Genomic DNA, 19,731 nt, shown 5'->3' on the forward strand with positions numbered 1-19,731 from the left:
CCTCATTGTTTTTCATTAAAATATGTACGGCGACGCAAGCCAATTAATGGCAACGCCAATATCAACATAAACCACAGCATCGCGCCGCTTGAGCTTTTCTCCGGCGCAGACGTAACACTCACGGAAACAATCTGTGAACTGGTGGTAATGCCGTCACTCACCGTCACTTCAATTTGTACGGTAGTATTGGTGGTCACTTGCGGCGCGGTAAAGGTTGCAACAGCCGTGGTTGCGCCCGATAACCTCACACCAGTGCCACTTACTACGCGCCATTGATAGCTCAGGTCATCGCCATCGGCATCACTACTTGCCGAAGCATCTAAGCGAACCGTCTCACCCGAATTCACTGAACCCGGTGATGACACCGAAACAACTGGTGGTGCGTTAGTCACTTCAACCGTCACAGTAGCTGTTGCAGATGTTGCACCCACGCTATCCACAAGCTGCACAGTAAATGTATCGGTACCACTCCAACCATCGTCAGGGGTATAACTTGCCGTTAACCCATCAAAGCTAGCAGTACCATTGCTCGGTGAAGTAACAACAGCGCCTGACAAGGCACCCTGCGGTGCAGCCAAAATTGGCAACTGGGCATCGTATTCCACGCCCACACCGCTTTCGATACTGCTAATCTGCATCAACACCACAAAATCGCGGCCCAGCTGCTCAGTCTGTTCAGTAAAATCAATGGTGGTTGCACGGCCCGTGCTGCCTTGCACGCTCACGTTGCTCAGCGCACCAAAGTCGCGCACCGTTGCTGGTACATCAAACACCACCGAAGCCCGTTCACCGTAGGTAAAGCTGGCCACAAGCGCTTGCCCATTGGCTGGGTAAACCCCTGTTGCGGTGTCTGAGTAGTAATAGGTTTCACCCACGGTACCACGCATATTCTCCAAGCCAACCGCGGTTGCATAAACAGGCCCGCCGCCGTCACTCACGTTCACGTAATTAAAGAATGCTTCGTTACTATTCAGGCGGAACCACACATTGAAGGTATAACGCGAACCGTCATCCACTTCACCGGGTGCCACCCAGCTGCGGGCCCGCAACCATTCCAGCACTAAGAAAGTATCTGCGCCTTCGGTAACCAGCGCGTAACGCATCTCGCCATCGCCGTTTACAAATTCAAGGTCGCTCCACAGAGGCGCAACCACACCATTTGGTTCAGCTTCATCAGGCAGTGTTGTTGCGCTTGCGGTAAGCAGCGCACGGCTCGGCCCCATTTCAACCAAGCCATTGCTCCACATTGAGAACACGCGGCGATCGGCACCGTCAAATTGCCAGAATGCGCCATCACCTTCTAATTCAATTTCAGCAACCAAGTCATCACAGCCTTCGGCGCAAACGCTACTGATCGTAATATCTTTGCTGATGGCCACATCGTCTAAGCTCATGCCTGCAAAAGCAAAGCCCGGCGCGTCGGTTACCGCAACCGTGTCCGGCACATCGTTTTGATTGCCCTGCCACAGCACCATGCCAGTGTCTTGATTGGCACTATAACTGAGCTGGTCACTGCGCGTTAGGGTCACATCAATGGCATCGTAATCCACCGCAAATGCGGCATCGGTTGGCAAGGCCACACTGAAGTCAGTCGGGTTGCCAGTAAATCCAAGCGCACCACGAAACTGCAACTGCATGGGTTCACCCGCAACAACTTCACCCGAAGCCACAGCGCCTGAAATAATGCTGGTGTCGTCCGAAAGCGAGGTGTAAACCGCAACCGGCAGTTTTGCATCAACAAAGGTGCCGCTGCTGTCGGATAGCGTAAGGCGACCATATTGCCAACCTTCAGCCGCAAACGCAGTATTGACCGTTAGGCTGAGCACTTTGCTTTCGTTAGCCGCCAGCGTCAGCGAACTTGGAAAGTCTGCTGTCATGTTGGCATCATCAAAGCTCATGCTCAGTTGCCACGTACGTGAGCTGTTGCTGACATTGGTGACCGTGCGCTCAAAGGTACAAGTACCGATGCAGGCATTGTCATTTAACGAAGCGCGGCTAAAGGTAATGCCGGTATCCGCGGCGGCTGCGACATCAACACGCCCTGCGCCAACTTGGTGTGGTGTGGCTAAATCGTCACTGTCATCCTGGCGAATGTTAACTTCCGCTGATGTCATTAATGCCGACTTGATTTGATCATGGGTCCAGCTTGGGTTCAATGCGCGTAACAGTGCAGCCGCGCCGGCCACGTGAGGGCTAGCCATAGAGGTACCGCTTAACAAGGCAATGCTTTGCCCTGGATACGCCGAAAGAATATTGCTGCCTGGCGCTGCGATTTCCGGCTTCAACAACGTACTGTCACGGTTCGGACCTCGCGAACTGCTGGCGCTAAGCCGATCACGCAAATCTGCATTAATAATTTTCTCTGGCGCATTAATAGTAACCTGCTCACCTGGTGACCAGCCTTGTTGCAACTGATTGCCAATGGCTTGACCAATCGACACACTCGGCAAGGTTGCAGCTGCCAAATCCATGCTAAGAAAACCGGCTTCATTGTTGTACAGCACCATGGCTTTCGCGCCAGCGGCCTGCAAATTATTAGCTTTTTCTTCAAAGGTACAGGTACCGCGCTGCACCAAAACAATGGCATCCGTAAACGTACCGGCGCTGAACGCACTGCACGCCAATTCATTGGTTGGCGCTTCTTGCTTAGCAGTTAAAAACGGCCCGCTAATTGCGCTGGAAATGGTGAAGTTGCCGCTACCTACGGTCACATAAAACGCGTCGGTGTAATCGCTGTGCTCCATAAACGTGGCAAATTCACGCCCTGTTTGGGTGTTCGCCACCGCAAACATTTCATCAATACACGCTGGGCAGCCCATAGAGCTCTCTTCTGGGCCGTCATTGCCAGCTGCAGCGATATTCACAATACCCATTTCGTCAATGGCACGCACAATATCGGCTTCATATGGGGCTAAGCCATTATCCAAGCTACCCCACGAGTTATTAATCACATCCGCACCGTCTTCTGCCGCCGCATTTAACGCTTGCGCTAAGCTAATTGAAGAACCTGTGGTGGTGCCGTCGGCATTCACCCACAACGCTTTGTAGGCAAAGATATTGGCACCCGGCGCTACACCCGAAAAATTCACTGCCACACCATTAAAGGTGGTGCTGAGCGGATTGCCCGCAGCCGTTCCCGCTACATGGGTGCCGTGGCCATCAAGGTCAGCCGGCGAATCAACAAATTCGTCAGGGTGAAGGTTCGCACCAGCGGGCACGAAGTAACGCGCCACCGCCAGCTTGTCATTACAAAACGTTGGCTCGGTTGCACAATAGTCATCGGTAACCCCAACATCAGGCGCCGTGTGCCCAGCGTCTTGAAACATCGGGTGGTCCGGGTCAATGCCAGTATCGATAATCGCAATGTTCACGCCAGCACCAGCAGTGGCTTGACCGCCCAATTGTTGCCATACCGCAGGCGCTTCAATCAAGGCATTGGAAGTGTCTGTTTGTACATACACTTCACGGTCGGCATGCACCGACTTAATGCCCGCAACACCTTTTAACCGTTGCGGCAAATCATCACCCGCATATTCAACAATTATCGCGTTCAAGGTGAGATTTAACTGACCTTTGAGGGCCGCTTCCGGCACACGTTCTTGAATACTTGCCATAACCTGTTGTTGGCGTTTACCCACAAAACTCGCGTAGTCGCGCACAGGCGCTGACTTCATGCTCATGCGTTCTTGCCCAGTCGCTTTGGCTGAGGTGGCAACATAATCGCCAATGCCGCCCTTGTAGGTCGCAACACTGGGTTCTTGTAATTGAATTAAATAACGCTGCACGTTGCTATTGCGCACGGCACGCATGTCAGTAGCGGCTTGATGCACTTTGCGCTGCGGCGCTTTCACGGTGCGTTCATGCACGGTGACTTGAATATCAGATTGCTTGGTTTGTTCGCCGGCTATTTGTTGGGCGTTCGCGGCAGGAATCAGCGTAAAACTCGCAGCTACAGCAAGCGCAATACGACTGGCTGCTGCGATAGTTGGATACGTCATGGTACATCCTTTAATAAAAAAACGGCGATAAAGCATTCTATCGCCGTTTTGTATTGAATTACAAAATTTAAAAAATTGTAATTTTTAACCTGTTAATTTACACCTTGCGGCGACGTAACCACACCAGTGGTAATGCTAGCAAGGTGAATAACCAACCGAATGAACCGCTTGATTTATACGCGGTTATCGCAACTTTTACAGTCTGCTGACTGGTCGTGCTGCCGTCGGACACCGTTAATAAAAAATTCGCTTCGGAGTCTTCGTCAACACGCGGTGCAATGAATCTTGCTGCAGCCGTGTTTGCGTTACTGAGAGATACCGTAGCCCCACCAATAAACTGCCATTGATACGTTAAAGTATCGCCTTCAGCGTCCGAAGTACCCGCAGCATTCAGAACGACAACTGTATCAGCAGAAACAGTGCTTGGCGCGCGAATGGAAATAACCGGTGCCGTATTCGTTACGGTTACTTCAACACTATTCTCAGTTGATGTTGCGCCAGCTTCATCGGTGACTCGATAGGTAAAGCTATCCGTTCCAGTCCAGCCTGCGGTTGGCGTATAGGTTGCCGTCATACCATCAACCACAACGGTGCCATTGGCTGGTTGCGCGGTAACTTCGGTACTCAAATCGCCTTCAGGTCTTATCACCACGGGTATAAAGGCGTCATAGGAATGCTCGCCACTACTAACATTAATTAACGTTATTAAGTCGCGTTTCGGATCACCTATGCTGTCCGTCAAATCAATCGCTATAGGCTGACTATGAGCGCCAGTCTGTGTCGCTGCAGACACATCACCAAAGGTGCTAACGTTCATACTCATATCAACCTGCAATTCAGCGCGATCGCTTGCCCCAACTTTGGTCAATAATGAATCAAAGTCTGTTGGGTAGGTGCCTGAAACGTTGCCTGCGCCGTCGTCCATGAAATAAGTTTCACCTGAGGTGCCCATCAGGTTTTCAACACCAATAACGCTTCCCCAATAAGGCATTTCTGCTTGGTTTACGTCAATGTAATTGAAATATACTTCGTCGGTACCCAACTTAAACCACGCATTGAACGTGTAACGCGTGCCAGTGTCATCACCATAGGTAGCATCAAAATATGCCGCAGCGTTATACCACTCAATTATTAAGTAGGTATCAATACCGTCACTAATAATGTCGTAGCGAATTTCACCCTCAGCAGCCATAAACATGAAGTCGCTCCAAAATGGTGCAATCACCCCACTTGGTGCGTCTTCACTGGGTAAACGTGCAGGAACGGGGAATGTACCCTGATAGCCACCAACAGTCATAACGCCATTCGATGTAAAAGCAATCGTATCAACGTTTTGGCCTTCATAAAGCCAACCGCTGCCGATTGCGCCAATAGGAAGTTCCCAGCCTGCTTCATCACAACCTGTAGTACATAGTGAATATGTAGCACCACCAAGCATGTCGAACCCTAACCCCGCATAAGGAAAGGTTGCGTTTGCCAAACTGACATTATCGGCATTGGTTTGCGTACCGGCCCAGGTTATTGTTCGCGTTGTAGCGTCGTATGCTGACTCAGTTGTCGTTGTACGAAGCTCTGTTAAAACCAACGAATCCTCTGCTATGACTACATTTTCATCAGTAGGAAGTTGTACTGTTAATTCAACGTCATCGCCAGTAAGTGTTCCCATGCGGGTAATTACGGACAGTGTCATATCGCTGTTGGCTGCAATTTCACCAGCAGATACTGCACCCGCTACGCCGGTTTCCAATTCAGACTGTGCGTTGTAAACCGCAATTGGCAAATTCGCGTCAACATAAGTGCCACTTGCATCCGTAAACGTCAGTGTTCCGAAACGCCAATCTCCTGCGGCCATCTCAGTACGAATTTCAAAGTTGAAATCAACAGAGCCATTGGCATCAAGAGTTATTGTTTCTGGGAATGTCGCCACAATATTAGGATCGTCAAAACTTACCGATACGTTCCAGGTGGTTTCAGTATCATTCAAGCTTGTAATAACGCGTTCGAAACTGCATTCAACCATGCACCAGCTATTGGCAAATGAAGCCTTGTCAAAGGTCATGCCCGCATTAATAGCCGCCGGTAAATCTAAACGCCCAGCACCCACATCAAATGGGTCCGCAGGTGTTAGCGCATCCTCTTTCTTCACGCTAAGTGCAGCAGAGGTCATCATCACCGACTTAACCTGTTTAGGTGTAAGCTCAGGGTTATTTGCCAAAACCAATGCTGCCGCTCCAGCCACATGCGGGCTCGCCATCGACGTTCCGTCTAGAATCGCATAACTTTGACCCGGTGTGGCTGACAAAATCCCATGCCCTGGTGCAGCAATTTCTGGTTTCAGCATGTTCGCATCGCCGTTCGGCCCGCGCGAACTGAAATCAGACATGATATCTACAACGGCCTGATCAATAGTCGCCACCGTAGGGTTTAACGTAGCTTGCATGCCTACCGTCCAGTCCGTTTCAATCAACTGGCCATCGGCCTGCAGTATGGCCACTGTCGGCAAGGTGGCTGCACCTAAATCAACACCAAACGCACCGGCCACGTTGTTATATATAATCAAACCAATAGCACCAGCCACTTGCACGTTATTTGCTTTTTGCTCAAATGCACATGTACCACGGTTAACCAATGCAATTTTCCCGGTAAAGGCTTCTGCTGCAAACGCATTACAGGCTTCAATATTAGCTACATCAACTTGAGATGCTGGCAATAAGTCCGCCGTAATTGCCTCGCTGATGGTGAAATCACCCTCGGCTACTCGCGCGTCTATGACATCTAAACCTGTCACTTCGAGTGCACTTCCAAAGGTACGACCCGTTTGTGTGCTTGCCACCGTAATGGTTTCTTCAACACAACCTGGACAACCGATAGTTTCGGCACCTGCACGTCCATCGTTGCCAACAGCAGTAACAGTTACTACACCCATTTCATCGAGTGATTTCATAATGGCGGCGTACGGGCTTGTAGCTGGATTGCCACCTGCACCGCCACCCCAAGAATTGTTAATAACGTCAGCACCATCTTCGGCCGCAGCGTTTAAGGCTTCGGCTAAGCTAATACTTGAGCCACTACCGGTACCCGCTGTTGTAACGTATAACGCTTTATAAACCATCAAGTTCGCGCCCGGCGCAACCCCTGAGAAATTCACCGCTACACCATCGTACGTAATACTGGTCGGGTTACCCACCGCGGTACCTGCAACATGACTACCATGGCCATCCACGTCTTGTGGCGTTGCTGTCTCGCTTGGGCCAACGTTACTCGGCGGCGTGAAAGCTCTCGCTACAACCAATTTGTCATTACAAACGCCGGTATTTAGTGCGCAAAAATCATCAGTAATACCAAGGTCTGGACGATCATGCCCATTATCGGCAAACATTGGATGATCAAAGTCTATCCCTGTATCAATCACAGCAACATTGATACCTTTACCGGCGGCATCTTGGCCACCAAGCAACTGCCAAACATCAGAACTACCAATTAAATCGTTGGATGCATCCATGCTGACTGAAATGAGGTGATCGTCGTGCACGGCTTTAATGCCCGGAATGCCACGTAATCTATCTTTCAAATCATCACCGGCATACTCAACCACAGCCCCATTGAACGCGAGCGTCATATGCGATTTTGCCGTTAATTGAGGCACGCGGCGGGTTACTTCGCGCAATACAGTATCCTGACGTTTGTTAAGATACCCCGCATAAGTTTGTACGGGTTTAGCTTTCAGGTCTAAACGCTCCATGCCGTTGGCTGCAGCTGATGTTGCAGTAAATCCGGCAATACCACCCTTATAGGTAGCTACTGGAGGTTCAACAAACTCAATCAAATATCGTCTTGCATCAGTAAACGCTTTTTGCTCATCTGCAATGCGCGTTGGAATCTTCGATAACTGTTTATTGATTCGGTGTTCAGTAACTGGGGCGTTGGTGTCAACTCGAGTAAACTCTTGAGCGGCGGCCACTGAAACGCTTGATGCAGCAGCAACGGCAATGGCCAAACGTGACCATCGAGCTGTTATAATTGTTGTCATTGCTCTTCCTTCTGTCCATGAGGTGTGTGCGACATTAACTATTCGCAGCAGAAGAAATTACCACAAGCTGTTAACAAATAAACAAATTTTGTTTAAAGGTTGTAACAGGATGTTTCAAGGGTGTAACTAACTTAGGTTGGATTCTAACTGCAGGCGCTCGGCCAGCAGTACTGCTTGCGTACGGCTATATACGCCAAGTTTACGGAAAATAGCAGTAATGTGTGCTTTGACGGTCGCTTCAGTGATATTAAGTTGGTAGGCAATTTGCTTGTTGAGCAAACCTTCATGCAGCAAATACAGCACGCGGTATTGTTGCGGGGTTAAATCTGCCACTTTCTTGGCAAGTTGTTGATCTTCATCGGTCAAGTTGTCTAAGCGTCCGCGCATTTCTTCAGGCACCCAGGTGTCGCCCTGTAAAATCACATCAATGGCTTCCGCAATTTTAGCTGAAGGCAGTGACTTCGGGATAAAACCCAAGGCACCAAAACCAATGCATTTGGCAACAACAGCAGGGTCTTCTGAGCCAGAAATAATCGCTACGGGTAATAAAGGGAAGTCTTCGCGGATACGAATCAAACCATATAAATCGCCACTGCCTGGCATGTGCAAGTCAAGCAGCAGCAGATCAAGATCGTCATCGTCATTTAAAGCGGCAAGGGTCGCATCAAGATCACCAGCCTCACGCAATTCAAGCTCGGGATAATGATTCGCGAGCGCGCCTTGCAGCGCCTCGCGAAACAACGGGTGATCATCAGCTATTAAAAATTTCGCCATGCTCTACTTGTTCAAGCGGTTCTCTATTAACGAATCTACCACAGACGGATCCGCAAGCGTAGAGGTATCACCTAAGTTTTCAAACTCATTGGCAGCTATTTTACGCAAAATACGACGCATGATTTTGCCTGAACGTGTTTTCGGCAAGTCAGCTGTCCAATGAATGAAGTCAGGCGTGGCAATTGGGCTTAACTCTTTGCGCACCCAGTCGCGCACTTCTTTGGTCAGCTCGTCAGTAATTTCGGTGCCGGCCATCGCTGACACATACACATAAATACCTTGGCCCTTCACGTCATGCGGATAGCCCACTACCGCAGCTTCAGAAATCTTCGCATGTTCAACCAACACCGATTCAATTTCAGCAGTGCCTAAGCGGTGACCAGAAACGTTCAACACGTCATCCACACGGCCAGTTATCCAGTAGAAACCGTCTTCGTCACGGCGCGCACCGTCGCCAGTGAAATACATGTTCTTGTAGGCAGAGAAATAGGTTTGCTCAAAGCGCTCATGGTCGCCCCACAACGTGCGCATTTGCCCCGGCCACGAATCTTTCAGTACCAAGTTGCCGTCAACGGCACCTTCAAGCTCATTACCATCGGCATCCACCAAGGCTGGCTGCACACCAAAGAATGGCCGCGTGGCTGAGCCCGGTTTCAAGTCGGTTGCACCCGGCAATGGCGTGATCATGATGCCGCCCGTTTCGGTCTGCCACCAGGTATCCACAATTGGGCATCGGCTCTCGCCAATCACCTTGTAATACCACTCCCAAGCTTCTGGGTTGATTGGCTCGCCAACAGAACCCAGCGTGCGCAAAGACTTACGGGTAGAAGTTTCTGCCGCCGCCGTGCCTTTTGACATCAACGCACGAATGGCTGTCGGTGCCGTGTACAGAATATTCACACTGTGTTTGTCCACCACTTCACCAATGCGGCCGACACCTGGATACGTTGGCAACCCTTCAAAAATTAAGGTGGTTGCGCCGTTCGCCAATGGCCCGTACACAATGTAGCTGTGCCCGGTAATCCAACCCACATCGGCGGCACACCAGTACACATCGTCTTCGTGGTAATCAAATACCAACTCGTGCGTCATCGACGCATACACCATGTAGCCACCGGTAGTATGCAACACGCCTTTCGGTTTACCGGTAGACCCTGAGGTGTACAAAATAAATAATGGGTCTTCCGCGTTCATCACTTCAGGTTGACACTCAGTCTGCACGTCTTTAACCAACTGGTCCCACGCCACATCGCGGTCGTTATCCCACTCGGTTTCTTCATGAATAACCTTCGCCACCACCACATGCTCAACTGACGGACAGCGTCCGCCACGCAAAGCTTCATCAACATTCGCTTTCAGTGGCGTGGTTTTACCACCACGACGACCGCCGTCAGCAGTCACGATAACTTTCACACCGCAGTCATTCACGCGATCGGCAATTGCATTCGGCGAAAAGCCACCAAAAATAACAGTATGAACCGCACCAATACGCGCACAAGCCAACATCGCGTAAGCCGCTTCCGGCACCATCGGCATATAAATCGCAACCCGGTCACCTTTTTGCACACCGAGTTTCTTCAAACCATTCGCAAACCGCGACACTTCGTGATGCAACTGCTTGTAACTAATCTCTTCGCTAACGCTCGGGTCGTCACCTTCCCATATAATCGCCGTTTTATCGCCACGCTCCGCCAAATGCCGGTCAACGCAGTTGTAGCACGCATTCAAGGTGCCATCTTCAAACCATTTAATACTCACTTTACCCGGCGCAAAACTGGTGTTCTTCACCTTGCTAAACGGGCTAAACCAGCTGATACGCTGGCCATGCTCACGCCAAAAACCTTCTGGGTCTTTCACGCTCTGCTCATACATGGCTAAATACTTGTCATTATCAACATGCGCCCGCGCTTTCGCATCCGCCGGCACTTTATAAACTTCATGTTGCATAGAACCTCCTAGTGAACTGCGAGTTCGATATTAGCTATTAGATATTAGAGAAAGAAGAGCAGTTTTTCGGGTTTTGCTAATATCCAATAGCTAATAGCTAATATCGCTCTTGTTTTTCATCCCTATACCTTCAGTTATTGCGCGCGATCAAGCCATTAGACCATAGTCTAGATTGATAATTAGCGCGTCATGTTAAAAGCTTAGAAACTACGTGCTTCGTCATTCGTACGTTCGCTTTGCTCTCTGTTCGTCCGCGCTTCGCGCTATTCGAACAGCGAAGCGGACGAACAGCGAAGCGTACGAATAACGAACAACGTCTTACAAAACAGGAGCACAGCAATGTTGCAAAAAACTCTAACCAAATCGCTAGTTGCCAGTGCAGTTTTTGCCAGCTTAGCCATGAATGCACATGCCGCAGAGGGGCCAGAATGGTCATTCAGCGGTTACGTTAAACTCGACGCCATGATTTCTGACTACGGTGATGGTTCAGCCGGCTCGGGAACCGACAAAAACATCGGCCGTCAGTTCTACATTCCTAGCTTAACGCCTGTTGGCGGTCAAGGCGACGACCAAGTCACCGACTTCCATGCACGCCAGTCTCGCTTCTTCTTCGACGTAAAACAACAGCTTGAAAACGGCGAAGACATTAGCGGTCGCATCGAAATCGACTTCTTGACGGTACCAAGCGGCGACGAGCGTATCACCAACTCGTACTCACCACGCTTGCGTCAAGCCTATTTGACTTACAAAAACTGGATGATTGGCCAAGCGTGGTCAAACTTCCAAGACTTAAGCATCTTGCCTGAATCGGTCGACTTCGTTGGCGCAACTGACGGTATGGTGTTTATGCGCCAACCACAAGTGCGTTACAGCAGCGGCGCGTGGAGCTTCTCTATCGAGAACCCAGAAACCACAGTAAGCTTGGTTGACCCAGTTAGCGGCGCGGTATCGCGTGCAGCAACTGGCGAAGGCATCATGCCTGACTTTACCGCCAAGTATAAAGGCAAAAGCGGCAACTTAAGCTACAGCGTAGCGGGCTTAGTACGCCAACTGGCTTATGACCTTGACAGTGATGGCAGTGACGAAACCGCAACCGGTTACGGCGTTACCTTAGGCGGTAAGTTTGCCTTTGATAACGGCAACGATATTCGTGCGTCGTTTACCGCAGGTTCAGGTATCGGCCGGTATTTAGGTTTAAATACCTTTAATGGCGCGTATGTTGACCAAAACAACAGCCTTGAAACGCTGGACGTAATGGGTGTGACTTTCGCTTACCGTCACAACTGGAGCGACAAAACCCGTTCTAACATCGTTTACAGCCGCGGCTGGGCCGACAATACCGATAACTTAGAAGGTTCATTAGCCACTGAATTCACTCAGCGCGTTGGCTTCAACGTGATGCATTCAGTCGATAAAAAGCTGACCTTCGGTGGCGAATTGTCGCTGGCACAACGTAAAAACGAATCTGGCCAAGACGGCGATTTAACCCGCCTGCAGTTTATGGCGATGTACAGCTTCTAACTGCAAGTACGATATTAGCCAATAGATATTAGAAAGGCACCGCGAGGTGCCTTTTTGTTTTGCGAATATCTAATATCGAACGGCTAATATCGCCTTTTCAGTTCCTCAAACCATCGGTTTGGTGATCTTGCCGTGATTGCCGGCGCGATTAAAGATACTGGTGATGCGTGCTGAGCGCACAATCAACCAGGTCATGCCGAACAGGCCGAGGCCAAGTGCTAGTGCAAGCCAGCGGTTATAAACAGTAGACGAGTAAATGCCGCCGTTGCCAACCGGCACAGGTTCAACCGGCGCAATAGGTAAACCGTAACGATTCGCCAAGTTCTTAATGCCAATAAAATGGATGCCAGGTATCTCTTCTTGTAAGAAATAGCCCATAACGGTATCCACCGCAAAAGCACGTGCTGGGGCATCTTTTTGCAACCCCGACTTGAACATATCGTCAATACCCGGCGGGCCAACAATGGTTGCGCCACCACCCACGTTCACAAAAGCTTTGTAGTTACGATCTGCCGAGTATTCCCGGAATATCGCAATCCTGTCCGCCACCGCTTCTTGATAGTTCGCAGGCTCAATCATATTCAAGTCGGCGCGTTCAATGGAATTCCGCAGTGACACAATGCCCTCTTCTGAAATACCGATGCCGCGATCTTCAATGCCCCCCAAAGACGCATAAATCGGTTTTAGCGACAATACGCCAGCGTCACGCAGGGCGCGTTCCATGTCCAACCAACTGAAGCCCGGCACGTTTGCGCCCCACTGCGAAGATGAAGCCGAAGCAATAATCACCGCATCCGCTTCCAGCGCTTCCAAAGCCGAATACACCGCTAAGTTCATGGCAGGAAATGAACCAGAAATGGTCACCGCCACCAAATCGCCACGGCCGACCCCGGCGTCCGCCATTAATTTCACAGCCACCGCGGCCCAGTTCGGGTTCACTGTTGTTTGCTTCGACTCGCGCCCGCCTTGGTTGGTGGTAATAATTGAATTTTCTAAGCCCACCAAGCCCGAACGCTGTGGGTCAAATTCGGGATTAATCGGCGCCATTTGCGCGCGCATCGGTTGCAGCACATCCATGCCGTCGCGCATTATTTTGGCTGCGTTCACCATGGTGGCATAGTTGTCATCCACCACCGGGTCACGCTGCCGCAAATTCTCGGCCAGCACCATGGCTAACAACGCCAACGCAATCAAAAATACCTGACCCCATAGCGGCACGCCCGATGAGCGCCAATAAATCTTTGTAAATTTACTCATACCAATATCAACTCCTGTTGGCGTGACTTACCAGCCCGGCATTTCAAACGCACGGCTCGCTTCGTACATGTGCAGTGACTCTGGCATAATCACAATCAATGCCAAACGTACCAACACGGCGGTAACCGCTAATCCACACAAGGTTTGCAGCACCCCCTGGCGTTCAAACCAGATGGCGATTAAGCCCGGAATAATGTAGCCAATAATGCTGCTTTCCATTACCGACATCATGAAGCTCGATTCCAGCGTCTGCACTTGGGCTTGCGCATCATCGGTGCCGGCTATCATTTGCAAGTCGGTCCAATTCACTAAATTACCGACAAACAAGTCGAACAGGCCTGCGATAATGTAGCCCGTTAAAATCATGATAATGGTTTGGCGGCGGCCATATACAATCACGAAGCTGGACACAATTTTCACAATCAAATAGGTGACAAAGGCGGCCACTAAGGTCAGCGTCAGGCTTAACGGATCTGTCAGTTGCAGCGCCACGTAACCGGGTACAACCAAGCCACCAGCTGCTAGCCCCAGGGTTTGGGTCAGTAGCAGCGTAAAAAACAGCCCAATGCCTATAGCTACGGCCAATATATTAAGCGCTATCATACGTCTTCCTCTTCAATTGCGCGGTTTTGGAAAAAGCGAGCGACTTCTTCGCCTCCGCCATGAATATTGCACATGCCAACAATCAGCGCGTTACCCTGCGACTGTTCCAGCAGCACTTCAGTGATTTCGGTCATGTGGGCGCCTTCCATAACAAGTAAGGTGTCTGGATCAAGGCCATATTTCATGGCCTCACGAACAAAAATAAAGGTTCCGGAGCCCATCAGGATAACTTTGCTGCCGGGAGTCCATTGCGCCACCGCTTCAGCCATTTGTTGTGACCGATGCGGGCGATCAGCACGGCAGTTAATCAGCATGATCGAACGGCGGCCCTCGCCGTGCTTTTTCAGCATGGTTTCCCAAATACGCCCGGTCGATTCCGGGTCGTTGGCGGCAAAGGCATTCACAAACACCAACTCACGTTCAAAGTAGCGCACATGCAGCACCTGCATTGCACCAGCTTCCGGCTCCAAAGTAAGCATGCCTTGCAAGGCATCTTCGCGGCTAACACCTAAGAATTCACACACGTTCAACGCCAAGGCGATGTTCTCGGCATGTTCGGCGTATTTGAATTGGCTGAGTACGGTATCGGGAATGGCGGTAACTTCATCTTCAGTTACACCGTGCAGCGTGCTGCGGCGGTCTTGGCACGACTCCTGAAACACATCCAGCAAGTCGCGCTCAGCGGTAAACAGATCACCGCGCACCGGTGTGCTGCCCGCTAATGCCAATGCCACATCGCGCTCACCGGGCCCCATCACATCCAGGTGATCGGCACGGGCATTGGTAATAACCCCCACGGTAGAGCGCACCATGCGCAATTCACTTAAACTCTGATAGTGCGGCTGCAGCGCCATGCACTCCACCACCACAATTTCAGGCTTTAGCGTGGCCATCCGTTTGAGCATGCGCATCTGTTCAATGATGTTGGCACCGCTGATGCGGTAGATAGGAAACTCACGGCCTTCGGGGTCGGTCATTGCCGCGGCAGAGCCGGTGGTTTTGGCGCACACACGCTTGCCACCGCCACGCAGGCCAGCAGCAATAAGACGGGTAACACTGGTTTTACCGCGGGTGCCGTTTACATGCACGCGCACCGGAATGGAACGCAACAGCAGTTTATGGCGTAAAGCTTCGAAGGCGCCACCAGCCACCAACAGCAGCCACAGCAGCACCACAATGCTCAACAATAAGGGAAATGACATCTTGGCGACCTTTGGATTGTTAATTACATGCATAAGTGTATGTAATTAATAGCCCAAAAGATCGTCATTAACAAAGGATTTACATAAGCGCCGGCGTGCGACGCTAATGCTAACTGGTTAGAGTTCGTCCAACGGCATGGGTCGACCGAAATAGAAGCCCTGCATGTAGTTGCAACCCAATTCAGTGACAAACTCAGCTTGCTGCGGCGTTTCGACACCTTCGGCTACGACCGCAAAATTCAAGCTTTGCGCAATCTTAATCACCGAGCCTATCAACACCCGATCTGATCGATGGGTACGAATGCCCGCAATAAAGCTGCGATCAATCTTCACCTTGTCCACCGGCAACCGCTTCAAATAGCTCAGTGACGAGAAGCCAGTACCAAAGTCATCCAAGGAAATACTGATTTTCTTATCGCGCAGGTTCTGCAAAACCTCAACCGCATAGTCGGTGTTTTCCATCAAGATGCTTTCGGTAAGCTCAAGTTCAAGCCATTCCGGATTACAGCCAGTTTCTTCCAGCGTCTGCTCCAAAAACGGCGTGAACTCAGTACGATTAAAGTGCAGCGTCGACAAGTTCACCGCCACTTTACACGGCCCATGTTCTTGCAAGGTAACCGCAGCTTCACACGCACGACGGAATACCCACTCGCTTAACGGAATAATCTGACCGGTCATTTCTGCCAATGGAATAAATTCGGTTGGCGAGATAAATCGACCCGGCTCACGCTCCCACCGCAATAACGCTTCGTAGCCAACGGTGGCACCGTCGTTACAGCGCACAATGGGTTGATAATGCAGCGTCAATTGGTTCTTCTCAATGGCCTCTTGCAAGCTCGAACGCATCGCCGCCGATGACTTGAACTGCAAGCTCATGCTGTCCTGATAAATTTGTACGTGGTTGTGGCCTTGGCGTTTGGCTTGATGCATGGCCATATCGGCGCGCTGAATAAGCTCCAACGGCGCATACTGATCTTCCGTTTGATGCGCCACACCAATACTGGCTGTCAGGTAAATCTTGTGGTGCATAATGCGGTAAGGTTGCGCCACAGCGCTCAAGATTTTGCTGGTAATTTCTGCCAAGCCTTCCTCATCGCCCTGCATTTTCTGCATCACAATTAAGAATTCATCGCCGCCGAAACGCGCCAACATGCCGCGCTTGCCAATAATGTTCGTTAAACGCTGCGCCAACACTTGCAGTAAGCGGTCACCTACTTGCAAGCCTAAACTGTCATTAATCAGCGTAAAGCCATCCAGGTCAATAAACATGGCGGTTAAGTCACGCTGCTTATGGAAACGGTCGGCAATCATGTGTTCAATGGTGGTGCGGTTGTACAACCCGGTTAGGGCATCGTGTTCAGCCTGGAAGCGCAATTGCCGCCCCTGCACCACCAACTCACGGTTCCGCTCAATGGTTAGCGCCATGAACAACACAATCGCGATACCGGCCAAAGTAACCAGAATTTGCAAATTGGCGCGCGCCTGCATTTCTTGCAAGTCGTACATGTACGAATAAATTGGCGTACCGGTAGTGAACTCGGTTTCTAATGAACTTTCGTACAAAAACAGCGCATGGTTGTGCAAGTAATCCAAGGTTGGGCTGGTTACCCAATGCCCGTGCTGATCAAGCAACATACCGTTGGATATTGCCGTGTAGGTATAAATCGGTGAACGGTACGTTAGCGTCTGATTGCTCAGCATTTGCGGCACGTTCATGACCGCCAAAATACCCCAGTAGCCTTTCTCGTAATTGTCGTCTTTAAAATCTATCGGAATATGGATATAAACCCGTGCGCCATCTTCAGTGTTCGCGCGTGATGCAACCAGCATTTGCACTTCTTCTTTGCGCAACGGATCAAACTGCTGCTGAACATAGCCATCATTTTGGTACATTTCTTTATAAGAGGTGTTGCGATCGCGTGAACGTTCCCACATAAGTTCGGTGCCGCGCCGCAAAATAATACTTTCTAAGAAGTCGACATCACGCAAAAACGCATTCATGTCCAATTCCATCAAACTGTTATGAATGCTGTCGGGGTAGTTTTCCCAGCGCTCAGCTAAGCGCTTCAAGGTGCTTACATGCTCGTTACCCGCCGCCCGGCGCGCAATATTCAAGTTAACCGCCGCCTCTTCGCCCCGGTCACGCAACTCGTTCATTTCGTTATGAAACAGCACCACGCCGATACTGGTAGAAATCAGCAAACCCGCCAGAACAATGGTCGTGGTTAGCAAACTCACGCAGGGCAATTCTTGCTCGCTAGCGGTACTAAGGTTCCACAGCGCAATCAGGGTAATTAGCACCAAAGCACCGGCAACCAAACTGCCAGAAGGGTGACGTGCCAGCAGTGGCGTTTCAAGCACAAAATGCATTAACAGCACCACCGCCAGCCCCAGTGCTGCAACGCCAGCAATAATGCGTTGTGCCCGAATGGCCCAATGCGCCCGTAAGCGCAGCGACATCCACAAACCTGCTATGCCGCTCGCAATGTAAAGGCTTGGGTGAATTTGTGCATCGAAACTATCGAATAAGTTGCCAGCCAAACCATCGGCTGAGGCAATAATGGCAAGTACCGCGAACACCCGCGACACGGCGGGCTTCCATTCACGTTGGCTATTTAAATCGTAGGTTAATAAGGCAATACCGTTGGCGCATGCCGCAATTAATAAAGAAGAACTTAACGAATGGTAAATTTGCAGCTGGGTCGGTTCAAACAACCGATACAGCAAGATCACAAACGCTGCTATAAATAATGCTGCCCCAAGCACCAAATTCACGACAGCTTTGGCTTGTTGATCCACCTGAATTATGCGCATGCCCTCGCCCCAATTTTTTATAATTGTTATGGGTTCAATATAACCACAACACACTACGAATGACTAGATCGTTTTGGCTGATCACAATGTAAAGAATTTGTCACCCAATATTTCCCACAAATACATGCGCAAATCATAATATCATGTTAAATTTTATGACATATTCAGTTTCATTTTATCAAGAGTCACCAACATGGACGTTAATCAAATTATTCATCACGGCGCGCATCAGGGCGTAACCGGCTCATGCCACGAGTTTTATCTCACCGAAACCGCATCCGTGCTGGTCGATTGCGGACAGTTTCAAGGGCGCGATGTGGAATACAACGACTTTGATCGGCGGGTGCAAGACATCGACTTTTATATTGATAACCTGATTGGCCTAGTCGTCACCCATTGCCACATTGATCATGTTGGTCGACTACCCAGCTTGCTGTTGGCCGGCTTTCGTGGCCCCATTTATTGTACCCCTGCCACCGCCCAGCTGCTGCCATTGGTGCTAGCCGATGCCATGAAGGTCACCCGCTTCCCCTACCCTGAAAAGGTATTAAGTGGGGTGCAGTCCCAGCTCCGTACCCTACCTCTTGATCAGTGGCTTGGGTTGGAACATGGGTGGCGCATGCGCTTGCGTAACGCAGGGCATATTATGGGTTCGGCGTATGTTGAATTCGAGCAAGAGCAGAAGAAAGCTAATGAAGGCTTGCCGCAACGGGTAGTATTCTCTGGTGATTTGGGTTGCAAAAACACCCCTCTACTGCAAGACCCCACCCCACTGGAATATGCCGACACCTTGGTGCTCGAAAGCACCTATGGCGACCGGTTGCACGAAGACCGTGAAACCCGCCAACAGCGACTGAAAAGTGTGATTGAGAAAGCCTTCGTTGATAAAGGCACCGTACTTATTCCTGCTTTTAGTATCGGTCGCACCCAAGAGCTGTTGTATGAAATTGAAGACATCATGCATCAAGACCCAGACTGGCGAAAAATGACAGTCATTTTAGACTCGCCGCTGGCCAGCCAATACACGAAGCAGTACCGACGCCTGAAAGCCTTGTGGGACGAAGAAGCGAAACAGCGCCTGGCTGATGATCGCCACCCATTAAACTTCGAGCGCCTGCACGTCGTAGAAAGCCACCAACAGCATGAACAAATTATCGAGTTACTGCGCTCCAGTGGCGAACCGGCGATTGTCCTGGCCGCCAGTGGCATGTGTACCGGCGGGCGCATCGTGAACTACCTCAAGGCATTGTTGGATGATGAGCGCACCGACATTGTATTCGTCGGTTATCAGGCAGCGAATACGCCCGGCCGCGACATTCAGGAACATGCCCCCGGTGGCGGTTACGTGGTGCTTGACCATCAGCGCTATGAAATTCGGGCCCGTGTGCACACCTTAGGTGGCTATTCGGCACACGCTGACCAGCGCGAACTGTTGGAGTTTTTACAAACCTCGGTAAAGCCGGTGCATAACGTGCGCCTCGTGCATGGCGAAGATAGTGCGAAAAAGGCGCTTGCGACAAAGATTTCAGCCGGCGGGTATGTTACTGGTGATGTTTCCTTTGTATGATGCCTGCAGTCGTAAAGG

10 protein-coding genes and 1 pseudogene are annotated in these 19,731 nt (G+C 50.5%); 3 read left to right on the plus strand and 8 right to left on the minus strand.

Translation table 11 applies throughout. The features are described from left to right. Positions 1 to 2 precede the first annotated feature (2 nt). From ACN0UY_RS05325 to acs, 4 genes are all read right to left on the minus strand, one after another. Complete coding sequence (locus ACN0UY_RS05325; RefSeq protein ID WP_417665673.1) at positions 3 to 3,998, minus strand: S8 family serine peptidase; 3,996 nt, start codon at positions 3,996 to 3,998, stop codon at positions 3 to 5. Between the two features lie 97 nt (positions 3,999 to 4,095). Then, a complete protein-coding gene (locus ACN0UY_RS05330; RefSeq protein WP_417665674.1) occupies positions 4,096 to 8,028 on the minus strand; it encodes a S8 family serine peptidase in 3,933 nt (1,310 codons plus the stop codon). 126 nt (positions 8,029 to 8,154) lie between these two features. Further along, positions 8,155 to 8,802, minus strand: coding sequence for a response regulator transcription factor (locus tag ACN0UY_RS05335; RefSeq protein WP_128351253.1), 648 nt, complete (start codon positions 8,800 to 8,802; stop codon positions 8,155 to 8,157). Between the two features lie 3 nt (positions 8,803 to 8,805). Beyond that, positions 8,806 to 10,749: an acetate--CoA ligase gene (gene acs / locus ACN0UY_RS05340; protein WP_417665675.1), complete on the minus strand. Its 1,944-nt coding sequence runs from the start codon at positions 10,747 to 10,749 to the stop codon at positions 8,806 to 8,808. A gap of 339 nt (positions 10,750 to 11,088) precedes the next feature. Between acs and ACN0UY_RS05345 the strand changes: the two genes are divergently transcribed. Then, complete coding sequence (locus ACN0UY_RS05345) at positions 11,089 to 12,270, plus strand: DcaP family trimeric outer membrane transporter (protein WP_417665676.1); 1,182 nt, start codon at positions 11,089 to 11,091, stop codon at positions 12,268 to 12,270. Positions 12,271 to 12,375: 105 nt separating this feature from the next. Here ACN0UY_RS05345 and pgsW read toward each other — a convergent pair whose 3' ends face one another. From pgsW to ACN0UY_RS05365, 4 genes are all read right to left on the minus strand, one after another. Further along, positions 12,376 to 13,527, minus strand: coding sequence for a poly-gamma-glutamate system protein (pgsW, locus tag ACN0UY_RS05350; RefSeq protein ID WP_417665677.1), 1,152 nt, complete (start codon positions 13,525 to 13,527; stop codon positions 12,376 to 12,378). Between the two features lie 27 nt (positions 13,528 to 13,554). Beyond that, positions 13,555 to 14,130, minus strand: coding sequence for a poly-gamma-glutamate biosynthesis protein PgsC (gene pgsC, locus ACN0UY_RS05355; RefSeq protein ID WP_417665678.1), 576 nt, complete (start codon positions 14,128 to 14,130; stop codon positions 13,555 to 13,557). Next, positions 14,127 to 15,332 (minus strand): poly-gamma-glutamate synthase PgsB, encoded by a 1,206-nt coding sequence (pgsB, locus tag ACN0UY_RS05360; RefSeq protein ID WP_417665679.1) that lies wholly within the window; start codon positions 15,330 to 15,332, stop codon positions 14,127 to 14,129. The genes pgsC and pgsB overlap by 4 nt, the downstream gene beginning before the upstream one ends. Before the next feature lie 117 nt (positions 15,333 to 15,449). After that, positions 15,450 to 18,146 (minus strand): EAL domain-containing protein, encoded by a 2,697-nt coding sequence (locus ACN0UY_RS05365; protein ID WP_417665680.1) that lies wholly within the window; start codon positions 18,144 to 18,146, stop codon positions 15,450 to 15,452. A gap of 81 nt (positions 18,147 to 18,227) precedes the next feature. Between ACN0UY_RS05365 and ACN0UY_RS05370 the strand changes: the two are divergent. Together ACN0UY_RS05370 and ACN0UY_RS05375 are read left to right on the plus strand one after the other, a co-directional pair. Next, a pseudogene (locus ACN0UY_RS05370) lies at positions 18,228 to 18,296 on the plus strand (hypothetical protein); the annotation flags it as partial. A 43-nt stretch (positions 18,297 to 18,339) separates the two neighbouring features. Further along, positions 18,340 to 19,713, plus strand: a complete 1,374-nt coding sequence (locus ACN0UY_RS05375) for an MBL fold metallo-hydrolase RNA specificity domain-containing protein (RefSeq protein ID WP_417665681.1) — start codon at positions 18,340 to 18,342, stop codon at positions 19,711 to 19,713. Positions 19,714 to 19,731 lie beyond the last annotated feature (18 nt).

The sequence above is a fragment of the Pseudidiomarina sp. genome, assembly GCF_048268165.1.
GTDB lineage: Bacteria > Pseudomonadota > Gammaproteobacteria > Enterobacterales > Alteromonadaceae > Pseudidiomarina.